The 18,325-nt window shown below is 56.4% G+C and carries 14 protein-coding genes; 8 read left to right on the forward strand and 6 right to left on the reverse strand.

Annotated elements, in window-relative coordinates:
* Nucleotides 1-16 precede the first annotated feature (16 nt).
* Genes G5533_RS11800 through G5533_RS11830 form a run of 7 tightly spaced genes read left to right on the forward strand, consistent with a single transcriptional unit; the run spans nt 17 to nt 9,577 of the window.
* On the forward strand, nt 17-2,782 hold the full coding sequence (locus tag G5533_RS11800; protein WP_421221609.1) for a glycosyltransferase family protein: 2,766 nt from the start codon (nt 17-19) through the stop codon (nt 2,780-2,782).
* On the forward strand, nt 2,783-3,589 hold the full coding sequence (locus tag G5533_RS11805) for a YqiA/YcfP family alpha/beta fold hydrolase (protein WP_421221607.1): 807 nt from the start codon (nt 2,783-2,785) through the stop codon (nt 3,587-3,589). It abuts the gene before it with no gap.
* 13 nt (nt 3,590-3,602) lie between these two features.
* The gene (galU, locus tag G5533_RS11810; protein ID WP_323929499.1) at nt 3,603-4,472 is read left to right on the forward strand and encodes a UTP--glucose-1-phosphate uridylyltransferase GalU; all 870 of its coding nucleotides are present in this window, start codon (nt 3,603-3,605) and stop codon (nt 4,470-4,472) included.
* A 12-nt stretch (nt 4,473-4,484) separates the two neighbouring features.
* Entirely contained in the window at nt 4,485-5,555 is a 1,071-nt protein-coding gene (locus tag G5533_RS11815) for a galactosyltransferase-related protein (protein ID WP_421309671.1), read from the forward strand.
* Between the two features lie 22 nt (nt 5,556-5,577).
* Nucleotides 5,578-7,668 (forward strand): capsular polysaccharide biosynthesis protein, encoded by a 2,091-nt coding sequence (locus tag G5533_RS11820; RefSeq protein ID WP_421206578.1) that lies wholly within the window; start codon nt 5,578-5,580, stop codon nt 7,666-7,668.
* A 7-nt stretch (nt 7,669-7,675) separates the two neighbouring features.
* Nucleotides 7,676-9,010 carry a capsule biosynthesis protein gene (locus tag G5533_RS11825; RefSeq protein WP_216953368.1) on the forward strand — a complete coding sequence of 445 codons (1,335 nt, stop codon included), beginning with the start codon at nt 7,676-7,678 and terminating at the stop codon, nt 9,008-9,010.
* A 60-nt stretch (nt 9,011-9,070) separates the two neighbouring features.
* On the forward strand, nt 9,071-9,577 hold the full coding sequence (locus G5533_RS11830; RefSeq protein ID WP_421206576.1) for a hypothetical protein: 507 nt from the start codon (nt 9,071-9,073) through the stop codon (nt 9,575-9,577).
* 317 nt (nt 9,578-9,894) lie between these two features.
* Here G5533_RS11830 and asnB read toward each other — a convergent pair whose 3' ends face one another.
* The 4 genes from asnB to G5533_RS11850 form a co-directional block, all read right to left on the reverse strand.
* Nucleotides 9,895-11,559 carry an asparagine synthase B gene (asnB, locus tag G5533_RS11835; protein ID WP_139463991.1) on the reverse strand — a complete coding sequence of 555 codons (1,665 nt, stop codon included), beginning with the start codon at nt 11,557-11,559 and terminating at the stop codon, nt 9,895-9,897.
* Between the two features lie 192 nt (nt 11,560-11,751).
* Complete coding sequence (locus tag G5533_RS11840) at nt 11,752-12,120, reverse strand: cupin domain-containing protein (protein ID WP_441254835.1); 369 nt, start codon at nt 12,118-12,120, stop codon at nt 11,752-11,754.
* Nucleotides 12,121-12,250: 130 nt separating this feature from the next.
* Nucleotides 12,251-13,825 (reverse strand): cation:proton antiporter family protein, encoded by a 1,575-nt coding sequence (locus G5533_RS11845; RefSeq protein WP_069555033.1) that lies wholly within the window; start codon nt 13,823-13,825, stop codon nt 12,251-12,253.
* Between the two features lie 54 nt (nt 13,826-13,879).
* Complete coding sequence (locus G5533_RS11850; protein ID WP_005337281.1) at nt 13,880-14,629, reverse strand: HAD-IIA family hydrolase; 750 nt, start codon at nt 14,627-14,629, stop codon at nt 13,880-13,882.
* Between the two features lie 197 nt (nt 14,630-14,826).
* On the opposite strand from G5533_RS11850, the gene G5533_RS11855 reads away from it, so the two are divergent.
* A complete protein-coding gene (locus G5533_RS11855; RefSeq protein ID WP_441254836.1) occupies nt 14,827-15,891 on the forward strand; it encodes an adenosine deaminase in 1,065 nt (354 codons plus the stop codon).
* A 111-nt stretch (nt 15,892-16,002) separates the two neighbouring features.
* Here the strand turns inward: G5533_RS11855 and G5533_RS11860 are convergent, their stop codons facing one another.
* Both G5533_RS11860 and G5533_RS11865 read right to left on the reverse strand, forming a co-directional pair.
* Entirely contained in the window at nt 16,003-16,989 is a 987-nt protein-coding gene (locus G5533_RS11860; protein ID WP_441254837.1) for an alcohol dehydrogenase catalytic domain-containing protein, read from the reverse strand.
* A gap of 146 nt (nt 16,990-17,135) precedes the next feature.
* Entirely contained in the window at nt 17,136-18,257 is a 1,122-nt protein-coding gene (locus G5533_RS11865; RefSeq protein ID WP_441254838.1) for an alkene reductase, read from the reverse strand.
* Nucleotides 18,258-18,325: the final 68 nt, after the last annotated feature.

An 18,325-nucleotide genomic window follows, 5' to 3' on the forward strand; every position in this document is an offset into this window, starting at 1 on the left:
AAAAAAGAACTCTGATATGTCAACCCGTCTTGCTAAAAAAAATTCTCGTAAAAATAAGCACTCACCCCATCCGGAAAATAATCAGCTCAATACAGTATTCTCTATCTATGATGAGCACCTTGATTATCTTTATCGACAGTTGGCTCGTAAAACTGACAAGATTGAATGGGTTGAGCAGTCCTATCCCCTGTTATCTTTCAAAAACATCAGTAATATAGAAAGTGCTGATGCATGGCTACTCCCTGCTGATAATGATCGTAACAAGTCAATCTCGGTTGATAAAAATGGCGTAGCAACTCTGACCATGGATCTGGTTGATGGCGACTCATTTTATTTGCAGACAGGCAGTATGAATATTAATGGGTTGCCACTGAACAAAGAGGTATGGCGCATCAGTGGTAGTCATAAATATCAAGTGTTTATTGATGCCCAGTATGGTGAGCTGCGTCCTGATTGTGCCATGTTCCTCATTCAATACGATGAAGAAAAACGTATCGCGCATAAATTCCAGCAAGTCTATAACGGCCTTAATCGGATAGAGTTTGAAACGGTTCCTGACGCACGCTATTTCAGTATTGCCTTGCGTTTCAAAGGTCAAGGAACTCTCAGCATCAAACCACTCAAGATCATTGCGGAAGAGATGCTGCCGGTTAATGCGATTACACTCGAAAATTGCCAATCTCCAGAAGAGATAGCCCGTATATTTGAGCTCAAAGCCAAAGCGTTGACATCTGCCTTTGAGAAACGTATACATGCGCTGCCAGATTCTCCAATGGTTCAAAAAACCAATCTGGAAGCATTAAAAGATAAGCTGGCTACGGCACTTTATGAAAAACAGCAAGTGGAGAAATCTCTGTATTATCGTCTTGGCAAAACATTGGCAGAAGCCAAGCGCAACAAGCTATCAGGGCTTTTGTCACTGCCGCAAAAGCTCATCAAAATTCGGGCGGCCAAGCGCAAGGGGAAATTTGAACATTCGCCCATGGACAGTACCATCAGGCAGCAGTTGCTGGAACAGGTCGGCATCTTCAACGAAGCTCGTCCCAATGACGAGATAACCTGGCCCGCATTCGAACCTCGTGCCCGTCTGCGCAACCAGCATATCAATGTCGTTTCGATCAGCGACAAGTTCACTTACGAGTGTTTCCGCTACGAAGCCAACTTCATTCCGCTGACCAAGAAGAACTGGAAAGCCGAGATCGATGCAGCCAACCCCGTGCTGTTCTTCGTCGAGTCAGCCTGGAATGGTAATGATGGCGAGTGGACCTACACCATGGCCAGCTACAAGAAGCACCTGGGCGATCCGCTGCGCGAAGCCATCAAGTATTGCCAGTCCAAGAACATTCCCGTAGTGTTCTGGAACAAGGAAGATCCGACCAACTACGACGTCTTTATCGATGTGGCAGCTGATTGTGACTACATCTTTACCACCGATGGCGGGATCGTGGACAAGTACAAGGCCCGTGTCGGCCACGATAGGGTTTACCCGTTAGCCTTTGCGGCGCAGCCGGCGATTCACAACCCGATCCGTGACAAGCGCAAGAAGCTGCCTACCTATGAAGCCTGCTTCGCCGGTAGCTGGTACAACAATGGCCATGATACCCGCCGTATTCAGACCGAGATCGTGCTCGATGGGGCCATGCATCGTGAGTTGCACGTCTACGATCGCATGTTGCACGCCACCAAGCATCGCGAGTCTCGTATCTTCCCGGCCAAATATCAGCCGTTTATTGTGGGTTCTCTGAGCTACGACCAGATGGTCACCGCTTATCGCCAGTACAAGTTGTTCCTGAATATCAACACGGTACAAGACTCACCAACCATGTTCTCTCGTCGGGTCTTCGAAATCCTGGCATGTGGGACGCCAGTGGTGTCGACCCACTCCGATGGCATGAAGGCGATGTTGGGCGAACATGTTCACATCGTAAACAACAAGGATGAGGCAAAGAACATTGTTCAGCAGTTGCTGGAATCCGATCTCGACCGTGAACGTCTGGGTCATCAAGCCGCCCGTCACTGCCTGCAGCATCACTCTTATCAGCAACGTTTCGAACAGATCCTGAAGACAATTGGAGTTGAAAGCTCTGTCGATCAGGGCGACAAGGTATCCATCATCATGTGTACCAACCGTCCCAAGAACATCGACATGATGATTGACAACTATCAGCGTCAGACCCATGCCAACAAAGAGCTGTTAATTATCCTCAACAACGATGATTTCGACATCGAAACCGTGAAGAGCAAAGTCCAGGGACTGGCGAATGTTCAGGTACATCAGTTGCCGCAAGACATGACGCTAGGTGATTGCCTCAATCACGGTGTTGCCAATGCATCGGGTGACTATATTGCCAAGATGGATGATGACGATATCTACGGAGCAAACTATCTGGTGGATGCCCTGCTGGCCTTCAACTTCAGCGGTGCCGACGTAGTAGGTAAAGACTCCTATTTCTGCTATGTGGAATCCAAGAACATCATGGCAATCAAACAGCCCGGAAAGGATAATCGCTATTCCGATTTTATTTCGGGCGGCACGCTGGTGATTCGTAGACAGGTCTTTGACAAGGTTAAATTCCATAGCCGCAATCGCGGTGAAGACACCAACTTCCTTAAGGACTGCAAGGAAAATGGCTTCACCATATACTCATCGGATAAATACAATTTTATCCAGATGCGTTATGCCAATACCAGTGCCCATACTTGGACCATCCAAGATGAGGAATACCTGAAGAATTGCCAAGTAATTTGTTCTGAGTTGAAACGAGACTTATCGGGCATCTAAATGGAAATTTTTGAGTTTCACGGCGTCAGTAACTTCACATATGTTGAAGATGGGCATTATGTTATTCATGATACCCACATCACTCATAATGTGTTTATTAAAAAATCGAAGACCAACAGCACACAACTTTATATTTTTGGTCAAGGCGCTGTGGACAAGTCAAAACCCCAGCCAAACTTCCAACGAGTCAGTTGGGTGGATGAGTTAGAAGACAATATAATTATTGCTACTGACCCAACTCTTACTGACAACCAGTTAAGTATTGGCTGGTTTCAATGTTCTATGGAAACGAATTATTTTTACCGCTTCTCCGAACTGGTTAAATTTATCGCAGTAAAGATGAGTCTCGATATTTCGAAGCCGATTCTTTATGGCTCGTCAGCAGGAGGGTTTGCATCATTGATGCTCTCTCCATATTTCAATAGCCCTGTTGTAGTTGTAAACAACCCTCAAACGGATTGGACATTATTTTACGAATCAAAGGTAAAAGATGTACTAGACACAATTTACAATGGAATGAACGTTGATGAGTATCGAAAAAAATTCCCAATGAAATTTAATGCAATTGATGTTTTCAAAGCCACATCAAAAGTGCCAAGCATTATATTCATGCAGAACCTTGATGACATCTTCCATTATGAACGACATTGTGCACCATTTATGCAATGGATGCGCGACCAATATAAAAACAGCAAGCTCACGGAGAGGGGGCTGATTACGTACTTATATCGTAACCCCTCCGAAGGCCACAATCCATGTAGTAAAGAGATAACTTTAAGATACTTGGAGTTAGCCAAGAGTTTATAAATACGGGATTAATATGATTAAGAAAGCCGTTTTTCCTGTCGCGGGTATGGGTACCCGCTTCCTTCCCGCCACCAAGGCATGCCCGAAAGAGATGTTGCCAGTGGTCGACAAGCCGTTGATCCAGTATGCGGTTGAGGAGGCCATTGCCGCCGGTATTACCGACCTGATCTTTGTTACATCCTGGACCAAACGTGCCATCGAAGATCACTTCGATAGCAACTTCGAGCTTGAGTACAAGCTCGAACAAGCAGGTAAGAAGGCGTTGCTCGATACCGTCAAGAACATCATCCCCGCCGGCGTCAACTGCTTCTATGTTCGTCAAACTGAAGCCCTTGGACTGGGCCACGCCGTACTGTGTGCCAAGCAGATCGTTGGTAACGAGCCGTTTGCTGTATTGCTGGCTGACGACATGATCCACTGCGACAAGACTCCCTGCCTCGACACCATGATTGCCCTCGCTGGCGAGAGCCATTGCTCGGTCGTGGCTGTAGAAGCCGTGCCGATGGAAAAAGTCAGCCAGTATGGTGTCATTGCACCACAAGCGGTGAGCGAACGCCTGTATAAACTCAATGGCGTCGTGGAGAAACCGCCCCGTGAGGAGGCGCCATCCAACCTCTCCATCGTTGGCCGATATGTACTGCAGCCACGCATTTTTGAGCTACTTGAGCAGACCCAGCGCGGGGCCGGTGGCGAGATCCAGTTGACCGATGCCATTGCCGATTTGCTCAAGGAGCAAGAGGTCATGGCTTACGAGTTTGACGGTATCCGCTATGACTGCGGCAGCAAACTGGGCCATATGAAAGCCAACATTGAATATGGCCTGCGCCATCCCGAGTTGTCGGACACGCTGCGAGCCTATCTCGAAGAATTGCTGGCACACTGAGCGTAGGACACCATGTCGCGAGATCTCAGTGTTATTACACCGTTCCACTTTCAGCAAAGTGGGCGGGGTAGTCTGGATTCTGCGGTGAAGAGACTGGAGGCATGCCTCCAGTCTCTTCATATCGCAGGCGATCTGGATATTTTGATTCCGACTAACCAGCGCAATCTGCTAGCAGGGCAGCTTGATGCCCGGATCTTGGAAGACTCACAGCCTTTTCCTATCTACTCGCCTGGACTGGCGCGTAGCCATGGTATTGAGCACAGTACCGCACGCACGCTCTTTATCATGGATGCAGACCTCCTTTGCTCACCGCAACTGGCCAAGCAACTTCCTGACCGCTGCCAGCTGTATGCTCATTCAGGGCAACCCTCTTTTGAGATGTACCCCTGCCTCTATCTGACCAAGGAAGAAACGGAGCGCTTTGACGGGGATTTTCAGGGCTGCCTGGAATCCTTTCTGCGCGGGGAGAATCACCGGGTGGAGGGAATCGCCCTGGCCAGTAGTTGCTTGCTGATGAATCGCGAGTGGTTTTTGCAACTGGGGGGCTTTGACGAGCAGTTTGTCGGCCATGGCGGCGAAGATCTCGAACTGATTGACCGGCTCACCCGTCATTATCCCATCGGGCCGAGACCGGATGACTATGCCCTGAATATCAAGGCACAGCATCCGGGGGATTATCAGGGGTTTCGGCGCTATTTCAGTTATTATGCGCTGCCCCATCTGTTTGCCGGCCGGTTTCTGGTTCACCAGTGGCATCCGCGCCCCCTGACTCACCCTTACCACAAACGGCGGGCTAACAATGATCAGTTGCTTGAGCAGATGCTGGCTCGCAGTGAAGCAGAGCGAGGCCCGTTGAAAGGGCCCGTGGTGCCCTGTAACGACCTTGGCGGGGAGCTGCCGGATTTTCGCGAGTGGATGATCCGTTTGCAGGAGGAGGCGGGCTATCCGGTGAGCGAATATCCGGGGCTGTTGCGCTGGCAAGAGGGGGTGCAGCGCAAGCGGCCACTGTGGCGCAAGCTGCGCAAGCTCTACCTCAACCCTCGGGCCTTTTTCAGAGATATGTTTAAGCCCACATCTCGCTGAACTTTTTATCTGAGCAATTTGCATGACTCTATGGACACAATCCAGCGGCATACTGGCCCGCAGCACTCAAATCAGCGCCTGTCTGGGACAACCCTTGGCGCGCTTTGCTTCCCCTGATGCCGTACAGCCGGGGGATGTGCTGGTCGGCTGGGGCCAGAAGGCTAATACCCACCAGATCAAGGAGCAGGCCAAGACCCTGAGTTTGCCCTATTGGCAGCTGGAAGACGGCTTTATCGGTTATATCGGCCACCCCGCCAGGGGGGGCAAGGCGGTCTCATTGATCGCCGATCCGGTGGGGATCTATTACGATGCCCGCCAGCCCAGCCAGCTTGAACAATTGATTGCCACCCCGTGCGAGCCACAGATGTTGGCACGGGCCGAGCGACTGATCGATGAGCTGGTACGCCTCGGGGTCACCAAATACAACTGTTATGCCACTGCCCCCGATCAGTCGATTGCCAGCGGCAGCGTGACCGCCCTCTCTGCCGTCGGGGACTATGGCGGCTTGCCATCAGGGCTTGCCACTCGTCTGCAGCAGAGCGCCAAACCCAGGATCCTGCTGGTCGATCAGGTGGCGGGGGATCTCTCCATTCCGGGGGCGCTGGCCAGTGAAGCTGATTTTGTGGCGATGGTGGAGGCGGCGCGCCGCAATCATCCCGATGCGCGCCTGTTGCTGCGCACCCATCCCGATACTCGCCTTGGCAAGAAGCGCGGGGTGTTGGCCCGTCTGAACCTGGATGATGTGGAGATTGTGGCCGATCACTGCCATCCCCATGCGCTGCTCAATGTGGTGGATGCGGTCTATACGGTGTCATCCCAGCTTGGTTTTGAAGGCCTGTTGCTTGGCAAGCCGGTCTATTGCTTCGGTATGCCGTTTTATGCGGGTTGGGGGCTGACCCATGACAGCAAGCAGTGTGAACGGCGCAACGTAAAAGTGTCGCTCGCCCAGCTGGTCGCGGCAGCCTTGATCCGCTATCCCCGCTATCTCGACCCTGTGCTGGGCCAGCGTTGCGAGGTAGAGGAGGTGGTCGCCATTATTGCCAATCAGCGCCGTCCCGCGCCGCGCTGGCGCAGGCTTTATCTGGTCGGTTTCTCGCTGTGGAAGCGGGCATTTATGCAGGCGTTTTGCCAGCATTTGGCCGATGAGTTGCGCTTTGTGCGCAAGCCACCCAAGCGGTTGACCGGTGACGAGCAGATATTGGTGTGGGGTAGCCGCCACCCCGATCTCGCCTCTGCAATCCGGGTCGAGGATGGTTTTATTCGCTCGAGGGGGCTGGGCTCCAATCTCTGTCGTCCCTCCTCCTTGTCACTGGACCCGGTCGGGATCTATTTCGACAGTCGCACTCCCAGCGGGCTGGAACAGTTGCTCAACTATCAGGAGTTGACAGAGGCGGAGGTCAAGCGCGGGGATGCGCTGCTCGCCTTGCTACGGGAACACAGGGTCAGCAAATACAATGTGGGCGAGCCACAGCACTACACCAGGCCCGATGATGGTCGTGAGCTGGTGCTGGTGGTGGGTCAGGTGGATGGCGATGCCTCCATCCTGACCGGGAGCCCCCATATTCGCAGCAATGAGCAGTTGCTGTGGGCGGTGCGAGCGGCCAAACCCGATGCTCATATTCTCTACAAGCCACACCCTGATGTGGTGGCGGGCAATCGTGGTGGGGCGATTTCTGCGGCTTGTCTGGCGGAGTGTGTCGATAGCCAGGTGCTGGATATTGGGCTCACCAGCCTCTATCCCCATGTGGATGAGCTGCATACCATGACCTCGCTCAGTGGCTTCGAGGCGCTGGTGCAGGGGGTCAAGGTGACGACCTGGGGCCAACCCTTCTACAGTGGCTGGGGGTTGACCACGGATGCCAATCCGCCTGCTCGTCGTCGACGTAGTCTGCCGCTGGCGGCGCTGGTCTATCTGACGCTGGTTGCCTATCCGCTCTATCTCGATTGGCAGACCGGGCTCTGGATAAGTCCGGAGCAGTTGATCCACCAACTGGCGAAGCAGGGACACTCATCGGCCCAAAAAGCGAGCCGCTGGCAACGCTGGCAGCTCAAGCTCGGTTACTTGTTCCAGACGCTCATGCAGCGCCCCTCTCTCTCCCCGTTTTTGAGATAAGTCGTCAATGAAGATTTTGTTACTGCAAGGCCCGCTTGGCCCTTTCTTTCAGACCCTGAGTCGCCAGTTGACCGAGGCGGGACATCAGGTGGTGAAGATCCATTTCAATGGCGGGGATGAGTGCTGGCCCTGTGCCGGAAAAAATCTGCGTTTTCGCGGGAAACCGGAAAGCTGGAACGCCTTTTTCCGCCGGGTGCTCAAGCAGCAGGGTATCGATACGGTGATCTGTTACGGGGACTGCCGTTATTACCATCTGGAGGCTGGCCGTATCTGCAAGTTGAAGCGAGTGCCATTCTGGGCGATGGAGGAGGGCTATCTCAGACCCGATTTCGTCACGCTGGAGCAGGGGGGGGTCAATGCCTTCAGCCCCTGGTATGAGCGGCGCGATCAACTTGCCCAATTGGATTGGCCTGTGCCTTATGACAGCTCGCTCAAGGTGGGCAAGACCTTTGCGGTGCGCGCCTGGTATGCCAGTCGCTACCACATCAACAAGTCGCTGTTCCGTTGGCGTTATCCCCACTTTGTGAATCACCGTCCCTGGAGTCTGGTGCAGGAGGCGATGGGGTGGGTCTGTGGCGCCATGGTGAAATACGGCAACTTGCGCCAGGATCGCGCCCTGCTCAAGGCGTTGCCGCAGCACGCCGGGCGGATCTTCTTTGTGCCACTGCAAGTGACCGAGGATTTTCAGATCCGGGAGCACTCTGACCTGAGCGGGGTGGAGGAGATGGTTGCGCAGGTGATCAACTCCTTTGCGGAGCATGCCAAACCCGAAGATGTGTTGCTGTTCAAGCACCACCCCATGGATCGGGGCTATGTCAGTTATCGTGCCCAGATAAACAGACTCATTGCGGTGCTTGGCCTGGAGGGGAGGGTCTTTTACGGTTATGAACTGCCGCTGCCAACCCTGTATCCCTTGCTCAAAGGGGTGATCACCATCAACAGCACGGTCGGTCTCTCTGCTTTGCTCCATGATGTACCCACCTTCTGCATGGGGCGGGCACTCTATGATATTGACGGTCTGACCACCAAAGGTTCGCTGGCCTCCTTCTGGCACTCGCAGAGCCCGGTATGTGCCGAGACATTCAAACGGGTGCGCCACTCCTTGCTCCATCTGACCCAGCTCAATGCCAGTTTTTACCGTCATCTGAAAATGAGTGCGCTGGCGGTCATGGAAAAAATGAAGCTTTCAGCGCCGAATATGCGTGATGAGCTTGTATCGCCGGAACGCCGTATGAGGGTGAATAATACCATGTGCCTTACATTACCCTGGCTGGCCACTCTCGATGGTATTAGCGACCCGTTTACATCTATCGGTTCAACCGCTCTGATGTTACTCGTTTGATGTCTGCCTATTTTTGATTTAGTGTGTTAGTGAGAGGTAAATAAAACCAGGAAGGTTAACATGAACATTCACGGTTGCTTGTTATCCATTGGACTCTTGGGGTTGCCGACTTTTTCCATGGCAGCTGAACATGATCTTTCACTTATTATTCACGGGGCATCAATACACAGTGATTGTTCGCAGGGATCAGGAAAAAAAAGCAAAACCTGTGACTTTAATGGTTTTAACCCGGGATTGGGATTGGCGTGGGTGTTCTTGGGTGACAACGACACGGGAAAACTTGCGCTGCGCGGCGGGCTTTATCGGGATTCTCTAGAAAATACAGCTGGTTATGCGGGTTTCTCTTATCGGAAAGAGTGGTATCTCACCGAACATGTTTTTGCTGGGGTAGGGGCGCAGGCTGGTTATCTCAACGGTTCGGGTATTGATGGTTTTGCCGCTTTGCCGATAGTGATACTGGGTTACAAGTCAGTTGCATTGGAAGTCGGTTATGCACCCAAGGTTGATTGGGTACCTGGGGGAGACCATGTCGCGGTCACCACCTTCTCATTGCGATGGACGCTGTAATATTAGCGAAATATGATCGCCATTACGCATTGTACTTTGTCATTTTGTCACGTTTTTTTAATACACATTTGTGGTGGATATAATCTGGCAAGCTGTGTGAAATATATTTCAGGCCAGATTTTGACTTGTGAGTCATAAAATGGTGCCCCATTTTATCTGAGCAACAATTATTGTGGATTTATTTCAAGATGAGCTAAGTGGCATATTCATTTATCAATATTGATTGCATCTGGAACATTTAAAAATAAAAAGCCCTTCACCATGGTGAAGGGCTTTTTGCTATCTGGCGTTAGCCGATGGGGTCGCCCCGCTCTGGCTTAGTAGCCCTGCTGGTGCACGTCCATCACGGCGCGGCCTGACGGGTCGGCCATCTCCTTGAACTTGGCATCCCACTCCAGCGCGGTAGGAGTGGAGCAGGCGACCGACTTGCCGTAGGGCACGGTGCGGGCGGCGGCTTCCAGCGGGAAGTGCTCGTCGAAGATGGCGCGGTAGAAGTAGGCCTCCTTGGTGAGCGGGGTGTTGATGGGGAAGCGGAATGCGGCCGCCTCGAACATCTGATCCGTCACTTCCTGCTCCACCATGGCTTTCAGGCTGTCGATCCACGAATAACCCACGCCGTCGGAGAACTGCTCCTTCTGGCGCCACGCCACTTCGTGGGGCAGCAGATCTTCGAACGCTTCGCGCAGGATGTGCTTCTCGATCTTGCCCTTGCCGCACATCTTGTCGGCAGGCTGCAGGCGCATCGCCACGTCCATGAACTCCTTGTCGAGGAAGGGCACGCGACCTTCCACACCCCAGGCGGCCATCGACTTGTTGGCACGCAGGCAGTCATAGAGGTGCAAAGAGGCAAGCTTGCGCACGTTCTCTTCGTGGAACTCTTTGGCATTGGGCGCCTTGTGGAAGTAGAGGTAGCCACCAAACAACTCGTCGGAGCCTTCACCGGAGAGCACCATCTTGATCCCCATCGCTTTGATGTAGCGGGCCATCAGATACATGGGCGTGGAGGCGCGGATGGTGGTGACGTCATAGGTCTCGAGGTGATAGATGACGTCGCGCAGGGCATCCAGACCCTCCTGCACGGTGAAGTGGATCTGGTGGTGGATGGTGCCCAGATGGTCGGCCACCTTGCGGGCGGCGGCGAGATCCGGAGACCCTTCCAGACCGACGGCGAAGGAGTGCAGTTGCGGCCACCAGGCTTCGCTCTTGCCATCGTCCTCGATGCGGCGCGCCGCATAGAGCTTGGTGATGGCGGAGATGACGGAGGAGTCCAGCCCGCCGGAGAGCAGCACGCCATAGGGCACGTCGCACATCAGCTGGCGTTTGACCGCCGCTTCCAGCGCCGCTTTCAGCTCCGCTTTGTCGCTGACGTTATGCTCGACCGCGGCGTACTCCATCCAGTCGCGCTTGTACCACTGTTTGAGCTCGCCATCCTTGCTCCACAGGTAGTGTCCCGGCGGGAAGGTTTCGACGCTCTTGCAGACCGGCACCAGCGCCTTCATCTCGGAGGCGACATAGAAGTTGCCGTGCTCGTCACGGCCGGTATAGAGGGGGATGATCCCCATGTGGTCGCGACCAATCAGGTAGGCATCCTGTTCGGCGTCATAAAGAATGAAGGCAAAGATGCCGTTGAGATCGTCGAGAAACGCCGGGCCCTTCTCCTTGTAAAGGGCCAGCAGCACTTCACAGTCGGATTTGGTCTGGAACTGGAAGTCGACCTTGAGGGTTTTCTCCAGCTCCTTGTGGTTGTAAATCTCGCCGTTGACCGCCAGCACATGGGTGCGCTCGGGGTTGTAGAGCGGCTGGGCGCCATTGCCCGGGTCGACGATGGCCAGACGCTCGTGCACCAGGATGGCTTTGTCGGAGCTGTAGACGCCGGACCAGTCAGGCCCGCGGTGACGCAGTCGCTTGGACATCTCCAGCGCCGATTTGCGCAGGGCTACTGCATCGGACTTGATATCCAGAATGCCGAAAATTGAACACATTGGCGGTAATCCTCTTGATTTTTATATGAGCCCCCCACGTTTGGGCTCGAAATTCCATTTACATTCCTCGTCAGACACAATGCCTAGCGGAAAAACCTTTTGCAAGCGGGAAAACCGCAGAAAATCATGCCGTAAGCGTCAAGCAGATCAACAGGATAAGGGTTGCTGCAACGGGGCCGGGTGACGTGAACGTCAAGCCGAGGTGGGTTCGAAGATGACGTAGACCTTGCGACAGGGGGTAAGGGTCTCCCACTCGCCGACAAAACCTGCCGGAATCACGAATTGATCGCCGGGTTTGAGGGCCAGCTGGCCGCCCAGATTGTCGTGGATCACCACATCCCCCTCCAGCAGTTGGCAATATTCGTGCTCGGTGTAGTGGATGGCCCAGCAGCCAGGCTCGCAAGCCCAGAAGCCGATGTGAAACTGCTGGCTGGGATCGGAGTAGTGGTTCCACACCGTCTGACTCGGGTTGCCCGCTTTAATGCGTTCGGGGGCGGGCATCAGTGGGGTGGGGGTCGCATCGTGGCGATCGAGCAAAATCCAGTCGTTGAGGGTCTTCATGGTGCCTCCTTGGCTTCGGCAGATAGGAACGCGGGGCCATCCCGGCCCCGCGTTTGTTCGTTTTATTAAACGAGGTTGTGCATAACTTAAACGATGCATCCTCACTTGCCAAGGGCCGCAGGCCGACGACTCAGAGCGGCTGCAAGCGGCGGATCACATGGCGGGCAAAGCCGCTGCCCGCCTCGTTGTAGACGTTGAACACCGCATCCACCCCCTGCTCCTGCAGGGAGGCGATATCATCCTCGAAGCGGACGATGGCGGCGATCTTGCCGTTGAATCCATGGCTGCGCAGCTTCTCGATGGCGTAGAGGTTACCCGAGTGATGGGGCATCGCCAGCAGCACCAGATTGACTTGATTGGAGAGCAGCACCTTGTCCCAGAAGTCGGTATCGGTGGCATCCCCCTCGATGACGTTCATCCCCTGGGCTCGCAGGGTGGGTAGCTTCTCGCTGTCGTTCTCCACTCCGAGGATGACGTTGCCGTATTTGTTCTCCAGCTCGAAGTAGGCTCCCTGACCGATCCGCCCCATGCCGAGGATGATCACCTCGGCATCGCCAAGCTCGATGGGCCTGTCTTCCGGATGGAGGTTGCTCGCCTGCAATCCTCGCAGCCAGTGGCCGATGCGATGGTAGATGCGCTCACTCTGAGCATTGAGCGGGGCAGAGATCATAAAGCTGGCCGCCAGCGCCAGCGAGACCGCCACCAGCCACTCGTGGGAGAGCCAGCCCGCCTTGGCGGCGATGGCGGCGACGATCAGGCCAAACTCCGAGAAGTTGGTGAGCGCCAGGGTCGAGAGCAGGGCGGTACGCACCCGCAGGTGTGCGCCGCTGTAGACCAGATAGTAGAGCGCGCTTTTGAGCGGCAGGGCCAGCACCAGCGCCAGCGCCAGCAACATGGTGTCGTGGGTCGGCAGGCCGTTGAGGCCGATGGTGAGAAAGAAGCAGACCAGAAAGAGGTCTTTGAGGTTGAAGAGCGCCTTGGCCAATCCCGCCGCCGCCGGATGAGAGGCGAGCAGCATGCCGATGATGAGGGCCCCGAGATCCGGTTTGAGGCCGACCACTTCAAAACCGGCTGCCCCGACCACCAGCGCCAGAAACACGCCGAACAGCACCTGCAACTCGCCGTGCCCGGCACGCTCCAGCAGCTTGAACAGCAGCGGGCGCAGCAGCGGCAGCCCCAGTACCCAGAGCGCCCAGATGCTGGGCCATTTGCCGCTGGAGAAGGCCAGAAAGGCCACGGCGAACACATCCTGCATCACCAGCACCCCGATGGCGATACGGGCGTAGAGGGCATTCATGTCGCTGCGATCTTCCAGCACCTTGACTGCGAAGACGGTGCTGGAGAAGGAGAGGGCAAAGCCCAGCAGCAGCGCCAGCTTCCAGTCCAGCGACAGGGCAAGCTCGAGCCCCAGTCCCTTGCAGACCAGCAGCACCACGGTAAAGAGCAGGGTGGAGAGCAGCAGATGCAGGCTGGTGGTGCCCCACACATCGCGCCGCATCAGGGTCTTGATATTGAGCTTGAGACCGATGGTGAACAGCAGCAGGGTGACGCCGAGATCGGCTACCTCGCTCAGGGCGGGAGTATTTTCATATCCCATGCCGTTGAGGATAAAACCGGCGGCCAGAAAGCCGAGCAGGGGGGGCAGGCCAATCAGATTGACTACCATGCCGCAGCCAAAGGCCACGGCGATCAGAATGGGTTCCATAACAGATCCTGCAAGGGCAGGAGAGACCTGCCCTGTTTAACGCTTGGGTGGTGATTAGACGATATCGATGTCGACCACGGAGTCGAAGATGTGGTTCGGTCTGAACGGCATGCGGTCGATATCGGCGACCTTGCTCACCCCGGAGAGCACCAGCACCGTCTCGAGACCGGCCTGAAAGCCCGCCAGAATGTCGGTGCGCAGGTTATCGCCGATGATGATGGTGTCGTCGGAGTGGGCCTCCATCCGGTTGAGCGCCGCACGGATGATCCAGGCGCTCGGCTTGCCGACATAGAACGGCTTCTTGCCGGTCATCCGCTCGATGGGGGCGCACAGGGCGCCGCAGGCCGGGTGCATCATGGGGCCGTGGGTATCGGGGTTGGTGGCGATAAAGCGGGCCCCCTGATCGACGAACTTGGCCCCCTGTTGCATCATGGTCCAGTTGTAGTTGCGGGTCTCGCCCACCACCACGAAGTCCGGGTCGATATCGGTGATGGTGAAACCGGCCTTGTAGAGCTCGTGGGTCAGCGCCCCTTCACCGATCACATAGGCCTTCTTGCCATCCTGTCGCTTGAGAAAGTCGGCGGTGCCCATGGCGGAGGTATAGAAGCACTCCTCCGGCACTTCGATCCCGGCGGAGCGGAAGCGGTTTTGCAGATCTTTCTGGGTCTGGGCCGGGTAGTTGGTAAGGAACAGAAGCTTGCTGCCCTGCTCCAGCAGGCGATGGACGAAACGGTCGGCACCGGGGATGAGATCGTTGTTGTGCAGGATGACACCGTCGATATCGCAGATGACGTTCTTCTTCATGAAAACTCCTTGTCAGGGCGCAGGCGAGCCGCCAATCGTTAAGATGTTCAATCATTTATGATTTTTGTGACGCCATTATAAGTCTGTTTGATGACAAGTCTCCCCTGTCTTGCCACTTCGGTGCACAATAAAGCTGTCGTCGGGTCAGTCTGGTGGAGGGGCTGACGCCGGATCACTTTGCTGATGGAGCCGTCGCTATGGACACCCCGATTCCCAAGCCAGTCACAACCGAACACCTCACCGCCGCGCAATTTATCGCCGGACTGCCGAAACTGGAGCTGCACCTGCATATCGAGGGCAGCCTCGAACCCGAGTTGATGTTTGAGCTGGGCCGCCGCAACGGTGTGCCACTGCCCTGGCCCAATGTCGCCAGCGTGCGCGCCGCCTATGACTTTGACTGCCTGCAATCTTTTCTCGACCTCTACTATCGCGGCGCCAGCGTGCTGGTGACCGAGCAGGATTTTTTCGACCTCACCTGGGCCTATCTTGAACGTTGTGCTGCCGACAAGGTGGTGCATGTGGAGATCTTCTTTGACCCGCAGACCCACACCGCCCGCGGTGTCCCTTTTGCTACTGTGCTGGGCGGCATCGAGCGGGCGCTGCAGATCGGAGAGCAGGAGTTTGGCATCAGCTGGCGCCTTATCATGAGCTTTTTGCGCCACCTGAGCGAGGAGGAGGCCTTTGCGACGTTGGAAGAGGCTATGCCCTTCCTGTCACGTATTCACGGCATCGGCCTCGACTCGGGGGAGAGGGGCAATCCGCCGACCAAGTTTGCCCGGGTCTTTGCCAAATGCCGCGAGCTGGGGCTGCCGGTGGTGGCCCATGCCGGTGAAGAGGGGCCTGCCGACTACATCTGGCAGGCGATCAACGAGCTGCAGGTATGCCGCATCGATCACGGGGTGCGCTCGGCCGATGATCCCGAGTTGCTGCGCTATCTGGCGGATACCCGGCTGCCGCTCACCGTCTGTCCCCTCTCCAACACCCGGCTCAAGGTGTTCGGCAATATGGCCCAGCACAATGTGTTGCGACTGCTGGAGCAGGGGCTCTGCGTCACCATCAACTCGGACGATCCCGCCTACTTTGGCGGCTATATGAATGCCAACTTTGCGGCGCTGGCCGATGGCCTTGGCGCGACCATGAGCCAGCTCTGCCGCTTGTCGCTCAATGCGGTGGAGGCGAGCTGGCTCTCTTTGGCCGACAAGGCGCGCCTGACCCGGGAGATCCGCAGTTATGCCGCGACTCACGGGGTGATCCTGCATTGAGTCAGGCGCCAATGAAGTCGAGATGACATGCACTATATAAAGAGAGGCCCGCTATCACTGGCGGGCCTCTTTCGTTTCAATGGTCGGTGTGGTTATCAGGGAAAGTCAGCGTTAAGCCACTCGCACCAGAAACTTCTCGCCCTGTCCTTCGCGCTTGAAACGCTCGAGTAGGGTCGGCAGTGCCTCAAAGTCGCCGACCACCAGTGGCGGCAGGGTCAGCTCGCCACTCGCCATCTGCGCCATCATGGCGACACCGGCGGCCACCAGTCGGCTCCACTGCTTGTCGGTGCCAAAGGCGTGCTGGGCGCCCAGCGCAATCTCGTGCAATGAGTGGCAATGGCTAAAGGCGGGTAGCGGATTGTGCGGGATGCGCCCGAGCACAGTCACCATGTGACCGTAGTAGCCAAGGGCGGGCAGCAGGCTCTCGGCCTGTTGGCTGGAGACCAGATCGATGATCCCCTCAAACGGCTCGTTGCCGTTGGCAGTCTGCAAGGTGGCCAGCCACTCGGGATCCCGATAATCGGCCACCCCCTGCACACCTATCTGTTTGAGCCACTGATGGTGGCGTGGACTGGCGCTGGCAAAGACCCGCGCTCCTTGCTGGATGGCGAGCTGCACCACAAAGCGGCCGACGCTGCTGCCAGCACCGGTGATGAGTAGCGCTTCCCCGTGCAGGCGCGGCAACTTGGCCAGCGCCTGCCAGGCGGTGAGGCCGGGACAGGGCAGGGCGGCGGCCGCCTCGTCACTTAGGGCATCGGGCACCGGCAGCAGGGCGCGGGCCGGTACTCTAGTGTGGCGGGCAAAGCTGCCGTGGTGGCGCAGGTCGGTGTGATAGGCGACCCGGGTGCCGAGACGCAGATGGCTGACGTTGGCGCCGAGGGCCACGATAGTGCCCATGCCATCGACGCCGGGCACCTGACCATCCTGCCAGTTGGAGTGGCCATATTCGATCAGCTTCCAGTCCACCGGATTGAAGGCGATGACCCGGTTTGCGACCAGCACCTCGTCAGGGGCGAGCGGTGCCAGGGGCAGAGCGGCGAGGGTAAGCTGGGTCGGTTCACCGGGGGCATGCCAGCACCAGGCTTGGGTGTGATTCATGATGACTCCTTGTGAAAGCGAGGGGAGAGAACAACGAGATCATTGCAACAGCAAGACAGAGAAACTGCCACTGCTGCGAATGGGCAACAATACGGCAGGCCCCAACCTGTGGAGCCTGCGTTACATAGCCGGTTGGCCATCGGCAATCAGCGGCTGGTGGTTGCGTCCTCGGCCTGATAGACGGGGTAGTCTGTCAGCCCTTTTTCGCCGCCGCCAAACAGGGTGGCCGGATCGTGGGGGGCCAGTGGATAGCCGTGACGCAGACGGTTCGGCAGATCCGGGTTGGCGACGAAGGGGCGGCCAAAGCCAATCATGTCGGCCCAGCCGGCTTCGAGGGCGGCGCGAGCCCGCTCGCCATCATATTTGCCGGCATAGATCAGGGTGTTGGGGAAGGCATCCCGCAGACCCTGCTTGAAGTGCTCCGGCATCAGGGGGGCATCGTCCCAGTCCGCCTCGGCAATGTGCAGGTAGACCACGTTGAGCTGGCCCAGCAGACGAGCGGCCGCCAGATAGGTCTCCTGCGGATTGGCATCGACTGTGCCGTTGAGGGTGGTGAGTGGCGCAAGACGCACCCCGACACGTTCGGCCCCGATTTCGCTACTGACCGCCTCGGTCACCTCTTTGAGGAAACGCAGCCGGTTCTCCAGCGATCCGCCATAACTGTCGGTGCGGGCGTTGGATTCGGAGTCGAGGAACTGGTTGATCAGATAACCGTTGGCGGCGTGCAGCTCGATGCCGTCAAAACCGGCGCTGATGGCGTTGCGGGCCGCCTGACGGAACTGGCCCACCACCGCATCGATATCGGCCTGGGTCATGGCGCGCGGAGTGACGGTCTCGACAAAGCCCGGCGCATCGCTGCCGTTATCGACAAACACCTTGACGCCCACTGCGGGCAGGGCTGAAGCGGAGATGGGCTGGGCGCCGCCGATGTTGTCGGGATGGGTGACCCGGCCCACGTGCCAGAGCTGGGCGAAGATGGTGCCCCCCTTGGCATGCACGGCATCGGTCACCAGTTTCCAGCCAGCGACCTGCTCGGCGCTGTAGATCCCCGGCGTCCAGGCATAGCCCTTGCCCATGGGGTCGATTTGGGTGCCTTCGCTGATGATCAGGCCCGCCTCGGCGCGCTGGGCGTAGTAGCTCGCCATCATGGCGTTGGCCACATCACCGGGCTGACTGGCACGGGAGCGGGTCATGGGGGGCATGACGATGCGGTTGGCAAGGTGCAGCTGGCCGAGGCGCAGCGGGCAGAACAGGTGATCGTGGCTCATCTTGAGTTCCTCATGGTGGAAGTGAGGCCACTTTATGCCGCCATCTTGTTGTGAAAAAGAGGGGTAAT

It is taken from the genome of Aeromonas sp. A600620 (assembly GCF_029479985.1).
In the GTDB taxonomy this organism is placed as follows: Bacteria; Pseudomonadota; Gammaproteobacteria; order Enterobacterales; family Aeromonadaceae; genus Aeromonas; species Aeromonas veronii_A.

Excerpts from the sequence above, each read along its gene's own strand:
- G5533_RS11800 (WP_421221609.1), top strand. The coding sequence starts at position 17 with ATGTCAACCCGTCTTGCTAAAAAAAATTCTCGTAAAAATAAGCACTCA.
- G5533_RS11805 (WP_421221607.1), top strand. The coding sequence starts at position 2,783 with ATGGAAATTTTTGAGTTTCACGGCGTCAGTAACTTCACATATGTTGAA.
- galU (WP_323929499.1), top strand. The coding sequence starts at position 3,603 with ATGATTAAGAAAGCCGTTTTTCCTGTCGCGGGTATGGGTACCCGCTTC.
- G5533_RS11815 (WP_421309671.1), top strand. The coding sequence starts at position 4,485 with ATGTCGCGAGATCTCAGTGTTATTACACCGTTCCACTTTCAGCAAAGT.
- G5533_RS11820 (WP_421206578.1), top strand. The coding sequence starts at position 5,578 with ATGACTCTATGGACACAATCCAGCGGCATACTGGCCCGCAGCACTCAA.
- G5533_RS11825 (WP_216953368.1), top strand. The coding sequence starts at position 7,676 with ATGAAGATTTTGTTACTGCAAGGCCCGCTTGGCCCTTTCTTTCAGACC.
- G5533_RS11830 (WP_421206576.1), top strand. The coding sequence starts at position 9,071 with ATGAACATTCACGGTTGCTTGTTATCCATTGGACTCTTGGGGTTGCCG.
- asnB (WP_139463991.1), bottom strand. The coding sequence starts at position 11,559 with ATGTGTTCAATTTTCGGCATTCTGGATATCAAGTCCGATGCAGTAGCC.
- G5533_RS11840 (WP_441254835.1), bottom strand. The coding sequence starts at position 12,120 with ATGAAGACCCTCAACGACTGGATTTTGCTCGATCGCCACGATGCGACC.
- G5533_RS11845 (WP_069555033.1), bottom strand. The coding sequence starts at position 13,825 with ATGGAACCCATTCTGATCGCCGTGGCCTTTGGCTGCGGCATGGTAGTC.
- G5533_RS11850 (WP_005337281.1), bottom strand. The coding sequence starts at position 14,629 with ATGAAGAAGAACGTCATCTGCGATATCGACGGTGTCATCCTGCACAAC.
- G5533_RS11855 (WP_441254836.1), top strand. The coding sequence starts at position 14,827 with ATGGACACCCCGATTCCCAAGCCAGTCACAACCGAACACCTCACCGCC.
- G5533_RS11860 (WP_441254837.1), bottom strand. The coding sequence starts at position 16,989 with ATGAATCACACCCAAGCCTGGTGCTGGCATGCCCCCGGTGAACCGACC.
- G5533_RS11865 (WP_441254838.1), bottom strand. The coding sequence starts at position 18,257 with ATGAGCCACGATCACCTGTTCTGCCCGCTGCGCCTCGGCCAGCTGCAC.